The 17,809-nt window shown below is 70.9% G+C and carries 18 protein-coding genes; 13 read left to right on the top strand and 5 right to left on the bottom strand.

Going from position 1 to position 17,809, the window contains the following annotated elements:
* The first annotated feature begins 10 nt into the window (after window positions 1-10).
* Both ACIP79_RS09555 and nudC read left to right on the top strand, forming a co-directional pair.
* Window positions 11-1,429 carry a dipeptidase gene (locus ACIP79_RS09555; protein ID WP_401221485.1) on the top strand — a complete coding sequence of 473 codons (1,419 nt, stop codon included), beginning with the start codon at window positions 11-13 and terminating at the stop codon, window positions 1,427-1,429.
* Window positions 1,430-1,539: 110 nt separating this feature from the next.
* Window positions 1,540-2,487 carry an NAD(+) diphosphatase gene (nudC, locus tag ACIP79_RS09550; RefSeq protein ID WP_383683294.1) on the top strand — a complete coding sequence of 316 codons (948 nt, stop codon included), beginning with the start codon at window positions 1,540-1,542 and terminating at the stop codon, window positions 2,485-2,487.
* A gap of 6 nt (window positions 2,488-2,493) precedes the next feature.
* Here nudC and ACIP79_RS09545 read toward each other — a convergent pair whose 3' ends face one another.
* Window positions 2,494-2,736, bottom strand: a complete 243-nt coding sequence (locus ACIP79_RS09545; protein ID WP_383683293.1) for a mycoredoxin — start codon at window positions 2,734-2,736, stop codon at window positions 2,494-2,496.
* A 184-nt stretch (window positions 2,737-2,920) separates the two neighbouring features.
* Here ACIP79_RS09545 and ACIP79_RS09540 point away from each other — a divergent pair, with 184 nt between their 5' ends.
* From ACIP79_RS09540 to ACIP79_RS09520, 5 genes are all read left to right on the top strand, one after another.
* Window positions 2,921-5,113: an ATP-dependent DNA helicase UvrD2 gene (locus tag ACIP79_RS09540; protein WP_401221482.1), complete on the top strand. Its 2,193-nt coding sequence runs from the start codon at window positions 2,921-2,923 to the stop codon at window positions 5,111-5,113.
* A gap of 161 nt (window positions 5,114-5,274) precedes the next feature.
* Window positions 5,275-5,598, top strand: a complete 324-nt coding sequence (locus ACIP79_RS09535) for a hypothetical protein (protein ID WP_401221480.1) — start codon at window positions 5,275-5,277, stop codon at window positions 5,596-5,598.
* Window positions 5,599-5,773: 175 nt separating this feature from the next.
* The gene (locus ACIP79_RS09530; RefSeq protein ID WP_266454605.1) at window positions 5,774-6,142 is read left to right on the top strand and encodes a WhiB family transcriptional regulator; all 369 of its coding nucleotides are present in this window, start codon (window positions 5,774-5,776) and stop codon (window positions 6,140-6,142) included.
* Complete coding sequence (locus tag ACIP79_RS09525) at window positions 6,139-6,462, top strand: hypothetical protein (protein WP_401221476.1); 324 nt, start codon at window positions 6,139-6,141, stop codon at window positions 6,460-6,462. Before ACIP79_RS09530 ends, ACIP79_RS09525 begins: the two co-directional genes overlap by 4 nt.
* A gap of 144 nt (window positions 6,463-6,606) precedes the next feature.
* Window positions 6,607-6,828: a hypothetical protein gene (locus ACIP79_RS09520; protein ID WP_401221473.1), complete on the top strand. Its 222-nt coding sequence runs from the start codon at window positions 6,607-6,609 to the stop codon at window positions 6,826-6,828.
* A 12-nt stretch (window positions 6,829-6,840) separates the two neighbouring features.
* On the opposite strand, the gene ACIP79_RS09515 is transcribed toward ACIP79_RS09520, so the two are convergent.
* Window positions 6,841-8,205, bottom strand: coding sequence for an ABC1 kinase family protein (locus ACIP79_RS09515; RefSeq protein ID WP_401221470.1), 1,365 nt, complete (start codon window positions 8,203-8,205; stop codon window positions 6,841-6,843).
* Entirely contained in the window at window positions 8,198-9,379 is a 1,182-nt protein-coding gene (locus ACIP79_RS09510; protein ID WP_401221468.1) for a TOMM precursor leader peptide-binding protein, read from the bottom strand. The genes ACIP79_RS09515 and ACIP79_RS09510 overlap by 8 nt, the downstream gene beginning before the upstream one ends.
* Window positions 9,380-9,597: 218 nt before the next feature.
* On the opposite strand from ACIP79_RS09510, the gene ACIP79_RS09505 reads away from it, so the two are divergent.
* The 4 genes from ACIP79_RS09505 to ACIP79_RS09490 all read left to right on the top strand — a co-directional run bounded on the left by ACIP79_RS09505 (window position 9,598) and on the right by ACIP79_RS09490 (window position 13,457).
* Entirely contained in the window at window positions 9,598-10,194 is a 597-nt protein-coding gene (locus tag ACIP79_RS09505; RefSeq protein WP_401221465.1) for a M48 family metallopeptidase, read from the top strand.
* A 125-nt stretch (window positions 10,195-10,319) separates the two neighbouring features.
* Complete coding sequence (locus ACIP79_RS09500) at window positions 10,320-11,993, top strand: TerD family protein (RefSeq protein WP_401221462.1); 1,674 nt, start codon at window positions 10,320-10,322, stop codon at window positions 11,991-11,993.
* An 11-nt stretch (window positions 11,994-12,004) separates the two neighbouring features.
* Window positions 12,005-12,685, top strand: a complete 681-nt coding sequence (locus ACIP79_RS09495) for an AIM24 family protein (protein ID WP_266832316.1) — start codon at window positions 12,005-12,007, stop codon at window positions 12,683-12,685.
* 16 nt (window positions 12,686-12,701) lie between these two features.
* Entirely contained in the window at window positions 12,702-13,457 is a 756-nt protein-coding gene (locus ACIP79_RS09490; RefSeq protein ID WP_401221459.1) for an AIM24 family protein, read from the top strand.
* 78 nt (window positions 13,458-13,535) lie between these two features.
* On the opposite strand, the gene ACIP79_RS09485 is transcribed toward ACIP79_RS09490, so the two are convergent.
* Both ACIP79_RS09485 and ACIP79_RS09480 read right to left on the bottom strand, forming a co-directional pair.
* A complete protein-coding gene (locus ACIP79_RS09485; RefSeq protein ID WP_401221456.1) occupies window positions 13,536-14,057 on the bottom strand; it encodes an NUDIX hydrolase in 522 nt (173 codons plus the stop codon).
* Window positions 14,054-15,541 carry a zinc-dependent metalloprotease gene (locus ACIP79_RS09480; RefSeq protein ID WP_401221453.1) on the bottom strand — a complete coding sequence of 496 codons (1,488 nt, stop codon included), beginning with the start codon at window positions 15,539-15,541 and terminating at the stop codon, window positions 14,054-14,056. The genes ACIP79_RS09485 and ACIP79_RS09480 overlap by 4 nt, the downstream gene beginning before the upstream one ends.
* Before the next feature lie 192 nt (window positions 15,542-15,733).
* Here ACIP79_RS09480 and ACIP79_RS09475 point away from each other — a divergent pair, with 192 nt between their 5' ends.
* Both ACIP79_RS09475 and ACIP79_RS09470 read left to right on the top strand, forming a co-directional pair.
* On the top strand, window positions 15,734-16,846 hold the full coding sequence (locus tag ACIP79_RS09475; RefSeq protein WP_401221450.1) for an SDR family oxidoreductase: 1,113 nt from the start codon (window positions 15,734-15,736) through the stop codon (window positions 16,844-16,846).
* Window positions 16,847-17,288: 442 nt separating this feature from the next.
* Window positions 17,289-17,750, top strand: coding sequence for a molybdenum cofactor biosynthesis protein MoaE (locus ACIP79_RS09470; RefSeq protein WP_401221447.1), 462 nt, complete (start codon window positions 17,289-17,291; stop codon window positions 17,748-17,750).
* Window positions 17,751-17,809 lie beyond the last annotated feature (59 nt).

Genomic DNA, 17,809 nt, shown 5'->3' with positions numbered 1-17,809 from the left:
GCTCGTGGGCATGAGCAAGCCCGTTGACAACGCCGTCAGCACCGTCCGCGTCCGCACGTACATCCAGAACCACCGCGCCGCCTTCCTCGACGACCTCGCGGAGTGGCTGCGCATCCCCTCGGTGTCGGCTCAGCCCGACCACGCGGCGGACGTACGGCGCAGCGCCGACTGGCTTGCCGCCAAGCTCAGGGAGACCGGCTTCCCCGCCGTCGAGGTCTGGGCCACCGACGGCGCCCCGGCCGTCTTCGCGCACTGGCCCTCCGAGGACCCCGACGCCCCCACGGTTCTCGTCTACGGCCACCACGACGTGCAGCCGGCCGGCCGCGAGGACGGCTGGGACACCGAGCCCTTCGAGCCGGTGATCCGCGGAAACCGCCTCCACGCGCGCGGGGCGGCCGACGACAAGGGCCAGGTGTTCTTCCACACACTCGGAGTCCGCGCCCACCTCGCCGCGACCGGCCGCACCGCCCCCGCCGTCCACCTGAAGCTCCTCGTCGAGGGCGAGGAGGAATCGGGCTCCCCGCACTTCCGCGACCTCGTCGAGGCGCGCGCGGAGCGGCTCGCGGCCGACGCCGTGATCGTCTCCGACACCGGCATGTGGTCCGAGGACACCCCCACGGTGTGCACCGGCATGCGCGGCCTCGCCGAGTGCGAGATCGAGCTGTACGGACCCGACCAGGACATCCACTCCGGATCCTTCGGCGGCGCCGTGCCCAACCCGGCGACCGCCGTCGCCCGCCTCGTCGCCGCACTGCACGACGAGCACGCGCGCGTGGCCGTCCCCGGCTTCTACGAGGGCATCACCGAACTCACCGACAGGGAGCGCGAACTCTTCGCCGAGCTGCCCTTCGACGAGTCCCAGTGGCTGCGCACCGCCAGGTCGACAGCCCTCCACGGGGAGGCCGGACACACCACCCTGGAGCGTGTCTGGGCCCGTCCGACCGCCGAGGTCAACGGCATCGGCGGCGGATACCAGGGCCCCGGAAGCAAGACGATCATCCCGTCCTCGGCGATGGTGAAGCTCTCCTTCCGGCTGGTCGCGGGACAGGAACCCGACCTCGTCGAGAAGGCCGTACGGGCGTGGGTCGCCGAGCAGGTGCCCGCGGGCATCCGGCACGAGATCACGTTCGGAGCGGCCACCCGCCCCTGCCTGACGCCCCTGGAACACCCCGCCCTGCAGTCCGTCGTACGGGCCATGAGCCGCGCCTTCGAACAGCCTGTCCACTTCCCCCGTGAGGGCGGCTCGGGGCCCGCGGCCGACCTTCAGGAAGTCCTCGGAGCCCCCGTGCTCTTCCTGGGTATCTCCGTGCCCTCCGACGGCTGGCACGCGCCCAACGAGAAAGTCGAGATCGATCTCCTTCTGAAGGGCGTCGAGACCGCCGCCCACCTGTGGGGCGATCTGGCCGAGAGCTGGCGCGAGGCACACTGAAGAAGGCATCCCCGAAGAAGGCGATCAACGCCCTGAGCAGCCCCCTCCGCACCCGCCCTGCCGAACCGCCCACCGAAACAACCGTTACACCGGGGGAGTTGGAAGCACCCGTGACCACCTGGACCGACCACACCGCCGACCGTCCCATCTCGCTCACCGCGCCGAGCGGCATCGACCGGGCCGCCCACCACCGGCTCGACGAGGCCTGGCTCGCCGCTGCGTGGAGCCACCCCACCACCCGCGCCTTCGTGGTCTCCGGCGGCCAGGTCCTGATAGACGAGACGGCGGAGGGCACCACCGAACTGGTGATGACCCCCTCCTTCGAGGCACCGCTCACCGAGGCCCACCGTTACTTCCTGGGCACGGACGACGACGGGGTGAGCTACTTCGCACTCCAGAAGGACACGCTTCCCGGCCGCATCGACCAGTCCGCCCGCGCGGCGGGCCTGCGCGAAGCGGGACTCCTGCTCTCCCCCCGCGACGCGGGCCTCATGGTGCACGCGGTCGCCCTGGAGAACTGGCAGCGGCTCCACCGCTTCTGCTCGCGCTGCGGCGAGCGCACCGTCATCGCGGCGGCCGGCCACATCCGCCGCTGCCAGGCCTGCGGTGCCGAGCACTACCCGCGCACCGACCCGGCCGTGATCATGGCGGTCACCGACGACGAGGACCGCATCCTGCTCGGCCGCCAGGTGCACTGGCCGGAGGGGCGCTTCTCCACCCTCGCCGGCTTCGTCGAGCCCGGTGAGTCCATCGAGCAGTCGGTGCGCCGCGAGGTCTTCGAGGAGGCGGGCATCACGGTCGGCGAGGTCGAGTACGTCGCCAGCCAGCCCTGGCCCTTCCCCTCCAGCCTCATGCTGGGCTTCATGGCGCGAGCCGTCTCGTCCGAGATCAACGTCGACGGCGAGGAGATCGAAGAGGCCCGCTGGTTCTCCCGCGAAGACCTGCGGGCCGCCTTCGAGTCCGGGGAGGTGCTGCCCCCCTACGGGATCTCGATCGCGGCCCGCCTCATCGAGCTCTGGTACGGCAAGCCGCTGCCCACCCGGGGGGCCACCGCCTGACCCGGGCTACGCGCCGATCTTCTGCTTGACCTGCGCGAGGGACGGGTTGGTCAGCGTCGAACCGTCCGGGAAGAGAACGGTGGGAACCGTCTGGTTCCCGCCGTTCGCCTTCTCCACGAACGCCGCGGACTGCGGGTCCTGCTCGATGTTGATCTCGTCGTACGTGATGCCCTCACGGTCCATCTGGCTCTTCAGCCGGCGGCAGTAGCCGCACCACGTGGTGCTGTACATCGTCACAGTGCCCGGCATGTCGATTGCGCTCCTTCACGGCGTCGGGGGGTGCGTTGTCGCTTCTGGGAACGTAACTGGCCTGGCAGCCATTCCCGTACGGGGTATGCCCGCGGGGGCGGCGCCTGCCGCATTAGTACGACTGCGAGTGCCCCCCTGTGGACAACCGACTCACCTGTCCCCGGCGACCTGGCAGCATGGCGGGGTGACAGCAGCAACGCACTCCACCCTTTTCCCACAGGTCCCGGACACGGCCGACGCGGTGCTCGACGGGCTCGACCCCGAGCAGCGCGAGGTCGCCACCGCCCTGCACGGACCGGTGTGCGTGCTGGCGGGCGCCGGTACGGGCAAGACCCGGGCCATCACCCACCGCATCGCCTACGGGGTGCGCGCGGGGATCCTCCAGCCCTCCAGCGTGCTCGCCGTCACGTTCACCAACCGCGCCGCCGGCGAGATGCGCGGCCGGCTCCGCCAGCTCGGCGCCGGCGGCGTCCAGGCCCGCACCTTCCACTCGGCCGCGCTGCGCCAGCTCCAGTACTTCTGGCCGAAAGCGGTCGGCGGCAGCCTGCCCCGGCTCGTCGACCGCAAGATCCAGCTGGTCGCCGACGCGGCCGCCGCCTGCCGCATCCGCCTGGACCGGGGCGAACTGCGGGACGTCACCGCCGAGATCGAGTGGTCCAAGGTGACCCAGACGATCCCCGCCGACTACGCGGCCGTCGCCGCCAAGGTCGGCCGGGAGGCCCCCAGGAACCCGGCCGAGATCGCCCAGCTCTACGGGACCTACGAAGATCTCAAGCGCGACCGCGGGGTCATCGACTTCGAGGACGTCCTGCTGCTGACGGTCGCCGTCCTCCAGGACCGCCACGACATCGCGGAGCAGGTCCGCGCCCAGTACCAGCACTTCGTGGTCGACGAGTACCAGGACGTCAGCCCCCTCCAGCAGCGACTGCTCGACCTGTGGCTCGGCGAACGCGACAGCCTCTGCGTCGTCGGGGACGCCAGCCAGACGATCTACTCGTTCACCGGTGCAACTCCCGACCACCTCCTCGACTTCCGTAACCGCCACCCCGGAGCCACCGTCGTCAAGCTCGTCCGCGACTACCGCTCCTCGCCCCAGGTGGTCCACCTCGCCAACGGCCTGCTCGCCCAGGCCAGTGGCCGGGCCGCGGAACACCGCCTGGAGCTGATCTCCCAGCGGGCCCCCGGCCCCGAACCCGTCTACGCCGAGTACACCGACGAGCCCGCCGAGGCCGAGGGCGCCGCCCGCCGCATCCGCGACCTCATCGCCTCCGGTGTCCCCGCGGGCGAGATCGCGATCCTGTTCCGCACGAACTCCCAGTCCGAACTCCACGAACAGGCGCTCGCGGACGCCGGGGTGCCCTACCAGCTGCGCGGCGCAGAGCGGTTCTTCGACCGCCCCGAGGTACGCAAGGCGGGCTCCGCCCTGCGCGCCGCGGCCCGGTTCGGCGGCAACGACTCCCTCCTCGACGACGTCGTCGACCTGCCCTCGCAGGTCCGCGCCGTGCTGTCGGGCGAAGGATGGACCAACCAGCCCCCCGCCGGCTCCGGCGCGGTCAGGGAGCGCTGGGAATCGCTGGCGGCCCTCGTCCACCTCGCCCACGACTTCGCCGCGGCGAAGGAAGGCGCCACCCTCGGCGATCTCGTCGCGGAGCTCGACGAGCGCGCGAGCGCCCAGCACGCGCCGACCGTCCAGGGCGTCACTCTCGCCTCCCTGCACTCCGCCAAGGGACTGGAGTGGGACGTCGTCTTCCTGACCGGCGTCGCCGAGGGAATGATGCCGATCACCTACGCAAAGACCGACGAGCAGATCGAGGAGGAGCGCCGCCTCCTCTACGTCGGTGTCACCCGCGCCAGAGAACACCTGTCCGTCTCCTGGGCCCTGTCCCGCTCACCCGGCGGCAGGGCCAACCGTCGGCCCAGCCGCTTCCTCGACGGGCTGCGCCCGGGCTCGGTCGCCACGGCGGGCCGGGGCGGCGGCGGACCGGGCGGCATCGAGCGCGGTGTCGCGAGCAGCGCAGGCACGGTCGTGCGGCGATCGGTGCGGACGCCCGCCCGCTGCCGGGTCTGCGGCCGCACGCTGACCGACGCCGGTGAGATGAAGCTGATGCGCTGCGAGGACTGCCCGTCCGACATGGACGAGGGACTCTACGAGCGGCTGCGGGAGTGGCGCGAGGTGCAGGCGCGGCGCAGCGGGCAGCCCGCCTTCTGCGTCTTCACCGACAAGACGCTGATGGCGATCGCCGAGACCGTCCCCGACGACGCGAGTGAGCTGGCAAGGATCCCCGGCGTCGGAGTCCGCAAGCTGAACCGCTTCGGTACCGATGTTCTGGCCATCTGCGCAGGTCAAGATGTTGAAGGGGGCGAAGAAGGTGACTGACACGAACTCGTCGAAAAAATAGTTTGCGCATGCCCCGGCAATCCCCATAGGTTCTTAACACGGAACGGCGGCCTTCTCCGAGGCCCGGTTTCCGTGCTGTACTTAACAACCGTTGACCGGCTCACCCCCGGTCCCATAGACGCCGAGAGGAGGCGATTCCAGTGATCAGCATCAACGCCAGCTTCATCAACACCGCGAAAGTGACCGATCCCTCGGTCGTCTCCACGTGCCTGCTCGGCGTCTCGAACCTGGGCACCGGTCTGTCCGGCGTTCCCGCCGTCCGGCCGGCGTCCTCCGTGTCTCTCTCGGGTCTTCCCATCCGTGAGCGCAATGAGCGACCGACCCAGGCACTGGAAACCGCGGTAATGGCAGAGGCGCGCGCCTATGCCTTTACGGCAGCCAGTGCCGGATCCCTGAAGCAGACCGAGCAGCACCACACGATGTGGGCCTTCCGTGGGCCTGAACCCTGGAGTGATCCAGCCTGATCCTCGATCAGGCCGGCGCCTTCAGGGCCGCGGAACCCCACCCGGGATCCGCGGCCCTTCTGTTTGTCCCCGACCAGGGACAGCGGAGCGAAGGGGCCTCGGGACAGGTAATGAACCCGGTACCAGCCGCCAACCGGCCGACCCGGCCGGCACGACCAGACGAGGAAGACCAGCCGTGCAACTCGAAGCGCACGCCCCGTCAGTACCGCCTTCCGAAACGATCTCCCCGCCCGGCCTCACGGAGGACTCCACCTTGATCCCGCTCACTGCGCTCACCGCGCTCGACGACGCCATCGAGAACCTCGGCGTACCCGTCCCCTGCCGTTCCTACGACCCGGAGGTCTTCTTCGCCGAGTCGCCGGCCGATGTCGAGTACGCCAAGTCGCTCTGCCGTACCTGCCCGCTGGTCGAGGCCTGCCTCGCCGGTGCCAAGGAGAGGCGTGAGCCCTGGGGCGTCTGGGGTGGCGAGCTCTTCGTCCAGGGTGTCGTCGTGGCCCGCAAGCGGCCCCGTGGCCGCCCGCGCAAGAACCCGGTTGCGGCATGAACATCCGAGGAACGATCGACCGCCCCCTGACGAACGACCCCAAGAAACAGGCCCCGATGAAGCCGTCCACCAGCGAGCCCGATGGCTTCGCGATCCCAGACTTCACCATCACCGACGCGAGGGACTCGCGTCAGAACAGGACCCGAGAGATGCAACTCATCCCAGAAGCTCTGGCTCGTGCGCATATGCACGAGCGACTGCACGAGGCGGAGCGGGAACGCCGGGCCATGCGCCTGGCGACCGCCCGCCGGATGCAGCGCCGTGCCGAGCGCGCCTCGATGCGTGCCCGTCGCGCGCTGGCCATGGCCCTCATGCAGTGACCGACGGCAGTCGCCGTCGGTAGAGACAAGCAGTAACTCCTCGCGGGGGCCGGTCCGGACGGACCGGCCCCCGCGCCACGTCACGGTCGGCCCCGTGGTGCGTTGTGTCCGGCGAACCGTCGACCGCGGCGATATCGTCTCCGGGTGACAAGTCTTCCCGGAGACAGTGACAGCACCGGCTCGGGGCAGCGGTCCGAAGCCGCGGGCCGGCGCATCGTGTGCGCCCGCTGCGGCACCCCGGCCGACGGCCCCAGGCCCACCTGGACCTGTTCCGTGGAGAACGGCGCCCGCCACTACTTCTGCGACCGCTGCGCCCGCGTCCATCTGAGGGCCATCGAGGGGCGGCTGGACTCCGCCCGGTGGTGAACGGCCCGCTCGTCAGGCCTCGGCGGCCCGCTCCCCGTCGTCCTCCAGCTCCTCCTCCGGCAGGAAGCCGGGCAGCCATTCCTCCAGCTCATCACGCAGGCGGACCGTCGCACCCAGTTGGCACAGGACACCGATGGTGCTCAGGGTCACGCGGTGTATCAGGAGATAGGCGGGCGGCAGGTTGAGCTGCTTGCCCAACTGGTAGGCGGGGGAGCGGGGGTCGCCCACCCGGGCGGCCTGGCTGCGCATCCAGCCCCTGGAGAAGGTGAACTCGTCGGCCTGGGCCGGTTCGATGATCGGCAGGAGGTAGTCCAGGACCGCGTCGGGTTCGAGCTCGATCGACTCCTTGACGAAGCCCTCCTCGCAGAGCATCGCGTAGACCGCCTCGGCCTCGCCGTCGAGCGTCATGCGGAGCGAGGCGCCGATCGTCGGGGGCAGGCCGCCGGGGAGTCGGTCCACGGTGCCGAAGTCCAGGACACCCAGTCGCCAGCCACCCTTCTCGTCCGGCAGGAGACGGAAGTTTCCCGGGTGCGGGTCGGCGTGCAGGAGTCCGGTGCGGGCCGGGCCCGAGAAGAGGAAACGGGCCAGCAGCTGGCCGGCACGGTCCCGCTGTTCCTCAGTGCCGTCGGCGATCACCTCCGACATGGGTATGCCATCGATCCACTCGGTCACCAGAACCTGCTCGCACTGGTGGACCACCGCCGGTACGCGGACGTCAGGGTCGTCCGCGAACTCCTCCGCGTGCGTCTGCTGGGCCTGCGCCTCCAGGCCGTAGTCCAGTTCCTCGGAGACCCGGTCGCGCAGTTCGGCGATGAGCGGCTTGATGTCCATCCCCGGGATCAGGGGGCCCAGCAGCCTGGCGAACCTGCTGAGCTGGGTCAGGTCGGCCAGCAGGGCATCGCCCGCTCCGGGGTACTGCACCTTCACCGCGACCTCTCGGCCGTCGTGCCACACCGCGTGGTGGACCTGGCCGATGGAGGCCGCCGCCGACGGCTTGTCCTCGAATTCCAGGAACAGCTCGGGCCACTCGTCGCCGAGCCGCTCCTCCAGCACCGCGTGCACGGTGCGGGTCGGCATCGGGGGCGCCGCCTCCTGGAGCTTCGTGAGCGCCGCGCGATACGGTCCCGCGACCTCCTCTGGCAGCGCCGACTCGAAGACGGACAGGGCCTGCCCGAACTTCATCGCGCCGCCCTTGAGCTCGCCGAGCACCTTGAACAGCTGCTCGGCGGTGCGCTGCTGCAACTCGCGGCCGACGATCTCCGCGGACTTCCCGCCGATCCGTTTGCCGAGCCCCCAGGTGGCCCGCCCGGCGAAGCCGATCGGCAGTGCGGCGAGTTTGGCCGTACGGGTGACTGCCTTCCGCGGAAGATCAGACATGCGCCCTCCAATTACCGGACAGCCGAGCCGCGTACGGCTGTTGCCCTGCCATTGTCTCGTGCGGCTCCCCTTCTTCGGAGGGGCGCTCCCCTTTCTTACTTTTCTCCGCGGCGGCGCACGCACACGCGGGATGCGGCCAGACCGGTTTCGCGTGCCAGTGGAATCCCGGTGCCGAGGTCTCCCAGCGGGCCCCGGAGGTGGCGGGCAGTGCCCCGTCGAGGAAGGCCAGCGCGTGACTCGCGGCCATTGCGGCGACACCGGCCGCCAGCGCGAGATCGCAGGCCGGGACGTGGCGCGACCGGGTGGATCGCCACTGCGCCACCAGTCGGGGCCAGGTCGGATCCCGGTCGGCGCGGCTCCGGTCCAGACAGCCGGCGCAGCCCGTGTCACCGGGCAGGACCAGCGGGCCGACGACTCCCGTGGCCTCCACGACGCCCGCGTACAGATGTGGTGTGCCCGAGGTGATCAGCGGCTCGGCGGCCACCGGGTCGGGTGCGTGGACGGCGAGGCCGTCCCGCGGGGCGAGGATCACCAGCGACAGTCCCAGCTCCTCGCCGCCCGAGGACGTCCGCGGTGGACGCTGCGGTGCCGCTCGGCGCACCGCCCGGCGCGCTGCTTCCTCCCGGCGTTCGCCGATGGACTCGGCGGGCAGTCCGCCCGGTGCGACGTCCCAGGGTTCGACGCAGCCGCTGTCGCGGACGTCGACCACGCCGACACCCGCGCCGGCGAGCAGCGAGGCCAGGACCGCTCCCACTCGGCCGGCGCCCCGCACCTGTACACGCAGTGAGCGGCGGGCCGCCAGGCGTTTCATGCCTTCGCCCGGTTCGGGAGCGACGAGGGAGAGGGACGCGAGGTCGGGGCGCAGCCGGTCGAGGACCCCCTTCTTCTTGCGCAGGGTTTCCGCCGCCGGACCGCCTCCCGTGGCGTCGTCCAGCAGGCCGGACCGGGCGAGCCGGTCCAGAAGGGCGTCCACATGGCCTTCGGGCAACCCCATCGCGCGTGCCTCTTCGCGGAGGAGCGGCAGCCCGCGTGTCCCGTTGAGGAGATCGAGGAAGCTGCCCGTCGCCGTGTCCACCGGGCCCAGGACTATCGCGTGCGCGGGTGCCATGCCGAACTGGACGGTGTTGAGATCCCGCCAGCCACGCCGCAGTGCCGGCTTCACGATCGGATGCATGACCTACCCCCGTACTCCGTGGAACGTCCCCGAGCGTCGGCGGGTGTGGGTCCCGTTTCGCCGACCGGATGCCAGCATGCCCGTCGCGGCCCGAGGGCGCCGAAAGTTATCCACAGGCGGTGGTGTTCGTCGTACAAATCAAGCACACGGGGTGCGGATCGGCATCGAACCGTCCCAGGGACGGGACTTCCCCCATGTGCAGCGGGTAACGTCGGGGCGTGCCCGCCGACCCACTGCACCGCGCCGGAAACCCACAGCGCAGTACGACGAGCCCGCCGCCGAGCGGCTCGGGGGCGAGCGCGATCGAGGTCCGCAGGAGCGCGCGCAGGCGCAGGACGGTCTCCGCGTACCGCGAGGGCGATCGCACCGTCGTGCTCATCCCCGCCCGGATGTCCGAGGCGGAGGAACAGCGCTGGGTGACCGTCATGCTCGACAAGCTGGCCGCCCAGGAGAAGAAACGGGTGCCCGGCGACGCCGAGCTGACCGAGCGGGCCGCGCGTCTGTCGGAACAGTACTTCGACGGGCGGGCCCGGCCCACCACGGTTCGCTGGGTCACCAACCAGAACACGCGCTGGGGCTCGTGCACACCGGCCGAGGGCAGCATCCGCCTGTCGCACCGGTTGCAGGGCATGCCCGAGTACGTCGTCGACTACGTCCTCGTCCATGAACTCGCCCACCTGCTCGTGCCGGGGCACGGCCCCCGCTTCTGGCGGCTCCTGGAGGCGTATCCGCGCACGGAGCGGGCCCGCGGCTATCTCGAAGGGGTGGTGGCCGCCGACCGGCTGCCCCACTCGCCGTCCACCCGCGAGGAGTAGCGCCGGTCCCCGCCCGCGCCGAGGGGTGTTTGTGTACCGGGTCTGTACCGGCTTCCTTCACTGTCGGCGTTTGCCGTTAGCCTGACGCGACGCACTCGCATCGGGATGGGGGACGGTCGTTACGCATGGCCAGGGAATTCCAACGCGGCCACAAGGCCAAGATCAGTGACCTCACCGCGGGCACCGATCTGTACGTAGGTGTGCAGATCGCCGGCCCCGGGCTGACCTTCGACATCAGTTGCTTCGGTCTGGACGCCGACGAACGGCTCTCGGACGACCAGTACTTCGTCTTCTTCAACCAGCCGAAGTCCCCTGAGGAGTCCATCCAGCTCCTCGGCACCCAGGCGGGGGACACCGAGTCCTTCCGCGTCACGCTCGACCGGATCCCGCCGAAGATCCACAAACTCTCCTTCACGGCGACCCTCGACGGCGCCGGGCAGATGTCACAGATCGCCCCCGGATACCTCCGTATCGTCGCGGGCGGCGAGGAGGTGGCCCGGTACTCGTTCAACGGCACGGAGTTCACCACGGAGCGTGCCGTGATGCTGGGCGACTTCTACCTGAAGGACGTCTGGCGGTTCGCCGCCGTGGGACAGGGCTTCGACGGCGGGCTCGACGCGCTGCTGAAGAACTTCGGCGGCGAGGTCGCCGAAGAGGAGCCCGCCGCGCAGCCGCAGGCCGCCACGCCCTCCTTCGCGCCGCCGGCCCAGGCAAGCGCGCCCCCCTCGTTCGGCGTGCCGAACGCGCCCGCGCCGCAGCCCGCACAGGGCTTCGCGCCGCCCCAGGGAGGCACTCCGCCGCCCGCCCCGGCACCCGCGCCGTCGGTGCACGCCGCGCCGACGATAGTCGCTCCGCTGCACACCCCGCCGGGCGGAAACGTACCCCCGCCCGGCCCCGCGCCGTACGCCCAGCCTCCCGGGCAGCCCGGTCCGCCGCCGGGCTACGGCCAGCAGCCCCCCGGCCAGTCCGCTCCGCCGCCACCCGGCTACGGGCAGCAGTCTCCGCCGGCGCCTCCGGGCTACGGCGGGCAGACTCCGCCCCCTCCTCCCGGCTACGGCCAGGTCCCGGGCCAGATTCCCGGGCAGCCGGGCGCCCCCTCCCCGTACGGCGTTCCCCAGGGAGCTCCGCAGGGCGCTGCCGGTGTGTCGGCGGCTCTGCAGGCCTTCAAAGAGAAGCCCACCGGCCAGCGCTGGACCCCGCAGAACAAGAAGCTGATCCGCGTCGATCTCGGTGCGGCCGGTGACCAGGCCGTCCTGGCACGGCAGGGCAGCATGGTGCTCTACCAGGGCAAGGTCGACTTCAGCTACAAGGGCGCGGGCTTCGCCGGGCGGATCGTGGGCAACGCGACCGGCCAGGAGATGCAGCTCATGCGCTGCTCGGGCCGAGGTCAGGTGTTCCTCGCCGACAGCGGCTCCCACGTCCACCCCATCGAACTCCAGGGCGACGGAATCTGTGTGTCCGCCGAGAGCGTCCTCGCCTTCGACGAGACCCTTCAGTACGAGGTCCGCAGGATCGAGGGGCACGGCATCCCCGGGGGCGCGCTTTTCACGATGCTGTTCCAGGGGACCGGCACGATCGTCGTGAAGACCCACGGCGCACCCGTCGTGCTGCCCGTCACGCCCACGACGTTCGCCGACTGCAACGCGGTCGTCGCCTGGTCCGCGGCCTCCCAGGTGATCGTCTCCAGCCAGGTACGGATGCGCCGGAACGCCTACCCCGGTGACAGCGGAGAGAGCGTGAACCTCCAGTTCCGCGGCGCGCCCGGCAATTTCATCGTCGTCCAGCCGTACGAGGTCTGAGGGAGCCCGTCATGAACCAGCCACTCTCGGGCTTCGCCCCGGCACCCGTCACCGCCCGCATGGAGAACCACGGCAACCACATGCTGAAGGTCGCCATGCAGACCGGAAACGACCTCCTCGCGCGCGTGGGGTCGATGGTCGCCTACGAAGGGTTCGTCCAGTACGAGCCCAACCCGCCCGCCGTACGCCAGATCGCCCGAGACTGGGCCACCGGCGAGGGCGCGCCTTTGATGAAGGCGTCGGGCGACGGCCTGCTCTACCTCGCCGACTACGGGGCGAACGTCGTCGTCATCAACCTCAACGGAGACGCGATCTCCGTCAACGCGACGAACCTGCTCGCCTTCGACGCCCACCTGACGTGGGGCGTCGAGCGCGTCAAGGGGCTCGCCAAGTTCGCCGGACAGGGCCTGTGGAACACCAAGATCTCCGGGCAGGGCTGGGTCGCGCTGACCTCCCGGGGCAAGCCGATCGTCGTCGACTGCGGCGGCGGTGAGGACGAGACCTACGTCGACCCGGACGCGCTCGTCGCCTGGTCCCCGAACCTCAAGGTGAAGGGCAAGCGCAGTTTCAAGGCCCAGTCGCTGATCGGCCGCGGCAGCGGCGAGGCGTTCCAGATGGCGTTCTCCGGGCAGGGCATCGTCGTCGTCCAGCCCAGCGAGGACAGCACCGACCGTCTCCGAGTCCGGGGCTGAGGGGGAGCAGGACACCATGCAGAGCCCGCTTTTCGGCTACAACGAACAGCAGACCCAGGAGCGCTACAGCCTGCAGAACTCGCAGATGCTGCGCGTCGCCCTGGCGGGACACGACGACATCCTCGCGCGCAAGGGCACCATGGTCGCGTACCAGGGGCTCGTCGAGTTCGACGCCGAGTACCAGAACAGCGGCCGGCAGCGGTCGCGCGCCCACACCGGCGAAGGCCTCGACCTGATGCGCTGCCACGGGCAGGGGACGGTCTATCTGGCCAACCTCGCCCAGCACGTGCACGTGGTCGACGTGGACCAGGACGGTCTCACCGTCGACAGCAGTTACGTGCTGGCGATGGACTCCTCGCTGCACCACGAGGTCATCGCCGTGGACAGCCAGTACGGCATCTCCGGATCAGGCAAGTACCAGCTCAACATCACCGGGCACGGCAAGGTCGCGCTGATGACCTCCGGAATGCCGCTGCTGATGCAGGTCACGCCGGACAAGTACGTCAACTGCGACGCCGACGCGATCGTGGCGTGGTCGACGAGCCTGCGCGTACAGATGCAGGCCCAGACCCACTCCTCGGGAGTGTGGCGGCGCCGTGGCAGCACGGGTGAGGGCTGGGAGCTCAGCTTCCTGGGGCAGGGCTACGCACTCGTCCAGCCCAGCGAACTGCTGCCGCCGCAGAACGCCGTGATCGGCCAGGGGGTCCGTGCCCAGTACGGCATGGGACAGCAGGGCGCCCACGGCCAGAACCAGGGCAACGCCTGGAGCTGAGCCGTCGGGGAGCGCACCCGACAGCAGGCACGTGTAAGGGGCGACCGCAGTGGTGGTCGCCCCTTACCGCTGCCCGGATCAGAGCCGTGCGCGGGTCGCGTCCAGGAGTCGTACGACCGACTCGTCGGCCACGCCCGCGACCTCGTCGTAGGGGAACCAGCGCAGGTCCAGCGACTCGTCGCTGATCTCCTGCACGGCGCCCGGCAAGGCCTTCACCGCGTACTGGACGTCGAAGTGCCGGTGGCACGGCGGCGGGATCGGGTGGCTGTCGAGCCGCACCGGACCACCGGGGAGCAGTTGGAGAGCCGTGATGCCCGACTCCTCCGTGGCCTCGCGCAGGGCCGCGGCCTCCAGCGTGGCGTCCTCCGGTTCGCAGTGACCGCCCGTCTGGAGCCACATGCGCAGCTTCTTGTGGAGGGTCAGCAGGACACGGCCGTGCTCGGGGTCGATCACCAGGGCGCTCGCCGTGATGTGCCCGGCCGTACAGGCTTTCCACACACCGTCCGGATGCGCGGCCAGATGGTCCACGTAAGCCTGGCGCAGCTCGTCCTGGCCCTCGTGGCTCTTGACCACGAGGACCGCGTCGTCGTACAGGCTCACTCGGTGTCGTCGTCCTTGCCGTCGTCCTTCTTCAGATTCGGCTTCTCGCCGGACCCCGAGCCCGAATCTGTACCCGAATCCGAGCCCGAGCCCGAATCGGAACCGGGACCCGAACCGTCAGCCGCCTCGCCGAGCATCTTGTCGAGCTCGGAGAAGTCCAGCTGCTCCCGGTGCACGAATCCGTCCGGGTCGTCCAGGTCGGAGGCGGTGGGGAGCATGTCCGGGTGGGCCCACAGGGCGTCCCGGCCGTCGACACCGCGCGCGTCGGTGAGCGAGGCCCACAGGCGTGAGGCGTCCCGCAGCCGGCGCGGGCGCAGCTCCAGGCCGATCAGCGTGGCGAACGTCTGCTCGGCGGGACCGCCCGAGGCGCGACGGCGGCGCAGCGTCTCGCGCAGCGCGTCGGCGGAGGTCAGACGCGGCTTGGCGGCCGTGTGCACGACCGCGTCCACCCAGCCCTCGACGAGCGCGAGAGCCGTCTCCAGACGGGCCAGCGCCGCCTTCTGCTCCGGGGTGTCCTCCGGCTGGAACATGCCCTGCTGGAGTGCCTGCTGGAGCTCTTCCGGGTTCTGTGGGTCGAACTGCCCGACCACGTCCTCCAGCTTGGCCGTGTCGACCTTGATCCCGCGCGCGTACCCCTCGACCGCGCCGAACAGGTGCGAGCGCAGCCACGGCACGTGGGCGAAGAGCCGCTGGTGGGCGGCCTCGCGCAGGGCGAGATAGAGCCGTACCTCCTCCTGGGGGATGCCCAGGTCCTTGCCGAACGACTCGATGTTCAGCGGCAGCAGCGCGGCCTTGCCCGCCGGGCCGAGCGGCAGTCCGACGTCACTCGAACCGAACACCTCGCCCGCGAGCACGCCCACGGCCTGCCCGATCTGCGTACCGAACATGGCGCCGCCCATGGAGCGCATCATGCCGATGAGCGGGCCCGCCATGGCCTGCATCTCCTCCGGCAGGACATCGCCCATGGCCGCGCCGACCCGCTCGGCGACCGGGTCGACGAGCTGTTTCCAGGCAGGCTGTGTCGCCTCGACCCACTCCGCGCGGCTCCAGGCCACGGCGGTGTTCGCGCCGGACGGCAGGGAGGTCGCGTCGTCCAGCCACAGGTCGGCCAGGCGCACGGCCTCCAGGACGGCCGTGCGCTCGGCGGGGCCGACGCTCGTGTCCTTCACGCCGTCCGAGGTGCCCTGGGAGACCGTCTGGCGGGCGATCTGCTTGGCCATGTCCCAGTTCACCGGACCGCCCTCGTACGAGAGCATCTGACCCAGCTGCTGGAACGCGGCGCCCAGGTCATTGGGGTTCATGGAACCGAACATGGCTGCGAGCGGATTGTCGGCGCCGGGGCCGCCGGCGCCGGGGAAACCCCCGAAACCGAACGGATTGGCCGGTCCCTGGCCACCGCCGCTCTCCTGGTCCTTCTTCTTGCCCTCGTCGCCGTTCTCCGGCTCCTCCGGCGGAAGGCCGAATCCGAATGGGGTGTCACTCACGGGATTCCTCGGCTGCTAAGGCCGCCGGTTCTCTCCGACGGCGGCTTGCCCGACAACACCACCCAGCGTAGACACCCAAGCCCGATCGGGCCTCGGTGCTTCGCCGACTCGCGGCCTGCGGCAGGATGGATGCCACCTGGTACGCACGCGTCACGCGCGTCCGTTACTGAAGACAACCGCTGGAGACGCCCGGTGAGTTCCCCAGATCCGCAGGTTCGCGCAGCGCGAAACCACTCAACCAGCCCACCCGCGCGCGGGCCCGTCGTCGCGGTCACCGGCGCCGCGTCCGGTGTGGGTGCGCTGCTCACCGAGCGGCTGGCCGCCAGTGACGGGATCAAGCAGGTCATCGCCATCGACGAGCGGCGCGGCGAGTGCGCGGCCGCCCAGTGGCACATCCTGGACGTCCGCGACCCCGTGATCGCCGAGAAACTGCGCGGTGCGGATGTCGTCGTGCACCTCGCGCTCGACCTCGATCTGGAGTCGGACGCGGCGGCACGGACGGCTTACAACGTCCGGGGGACACAGACCGTGCTTACGGCCGCCGCCGCGGCAGGGGTGCACCGGGTGGTGCTGTGCACCTCCGCGATGGTCTACGGGGCGCTGCCCGACAACGAGCTGCCCCTCTCCGAGGACGCCGAACTGCGCGCGACGGCCGAGGCCACCGGCGTCGGCGACCTCCTGGAGGTCGAGCGGCTCGCCCGGCGGGCGCCGCGCGCGCATCCGGGGCTCAACGTCACCGTCGTACGGCCCGCTGTGCTGGTCGGCGGCACCGATACGGCTCTGACCAGGTACTTCGAGTCGCCGCGGCTGCTCGTGGTGGCGGGGTCGCGACCCGCGTGGCAGTTCTGTCACGTCGAGGACCTGTGCAGTGCCCTGGAGTACGCCGTCGTGGAGAAGGTGGAGGGGGAGCTGGCCGTCGGATGCGACGGGTGGTTGGAGCAGGAGGAGGTCGAGGAGCTCAGCGGGATCCGGCGGATGGAGCTGCCCTCCGCGGTCGCTCTGGGCGCGGCAGCCCGGCTGCACCGGATCGGGCTCACGCCTTCGCCCGCCGGGGATCTGGCATACACGATGTACCCCTGGGTGGTGAGCGGGAGCCGGCTGCACGACGCCGGGTGGCGGCCTCAGTGGAGCAACGAGGAGGTTCTCGCGGAGTTGCTGGAGGAGGTTGCCGGGCGGCACACGGTTGCCGGGCGGCGGCTCGGGCGCAAGGACGCGACCGCGGCGGGGGCTGCGGGGGCGACGGTTGCTCTGTTGGGGGCGGCTGCGGTGGTGCGGCGGGCGCGGAAGGCTCGGCGGCGGATCTGAGTGGCGGCGGGTGGGGCGCCGTGGCGCTTGTGACCCGGGTCCCGTTCGGCGGGCCTGGCGCCTGTCTTCGCGGGTTCGGCGCCCGGCGTGCGCGGCGTGCCCGGGGCTTGCCTTCGCCGCTTCGGCGCCCGGCGTACGTGTCGGCGTAGAAGCTGGGTTCGCCCCCTCCGCCCCTGCCCTTCCCGTCCCCCGGGGCTCCGCCCCCAGACCCCCGGTCGCCCGAAGGGCTCGTCCTCAAGCGCCGGACGGGCTGGGTGGGGCTCGGCCTCGGGCGCCCGAAGGGCTTGTCCTCACGCGCCGCTCGGGCTGGGTGGGGCTCGGCCTCGGGCGCCCGAAGCGCTTGTCCTCAAGCGCCGGACGGGCTGGGGGGTTCGCCCTCGGTCGTCGGGCGGGCTGGGAGGTCGGAGTTCCCCGTGTCTGTGGGGTGCGGCACGATGGGGGTATGGCTGCTATCTATGACCATCCTGGTGAGCTGGGCGCGCAGGATCCCATTCGGTTGCTGGCGATTCGTGAGGAAGCGCTGTCGCTCGACGAGGTGTTCCGGGCGGTGGGGGACGACGCGGCCGGTGGGACCGCCCTGTTCGTAGGGACGGTGCGCAATCACGACGGCGGGGCCGACGTCGATGAGCTGGGGTATTCGTGTCACCCCAGTGCGGAGGCCGAGATGCGGCGGGTCGCCGAGAAGGTGATCGCCGAGTATCCGGTGCGCGCGCTGGCCGCCGTCCACCGGATCGGGGACCTGAGCGTCGGGGACCTCGCCGTCGTCGTCGCCGTGTCGTGCCCCCACCGGGGTGAGGCCTTCGAGGCGTGCCGCAAGCTCATCGACGACCTCAAGCACGAGGTGCCGATCTGGAAGCACCAGAAGTTCTCGGACGGCACGGAGGAGTGGGTCGGGGCCTGCTGAGGGACCGTGGGCGCCCTCCGGTTGCGTAACCGACCCCCGGGCGTGAGCGTTGACACTGC

It is taken from the genome of Streptomyces sp. NPDC088747, assembly GCF_044751025.1.
Taxonomy (GTDB): domain Bacteria; phylum Actinomycetota; class Actinomycetes; order Streptomycetales; family Streptomycetaceae; genus Streptomyces.
Note: the sequence above shows the minus strand (reverse complement) of the source record. Positions and strands in the feature narration are given on the sequence as shown.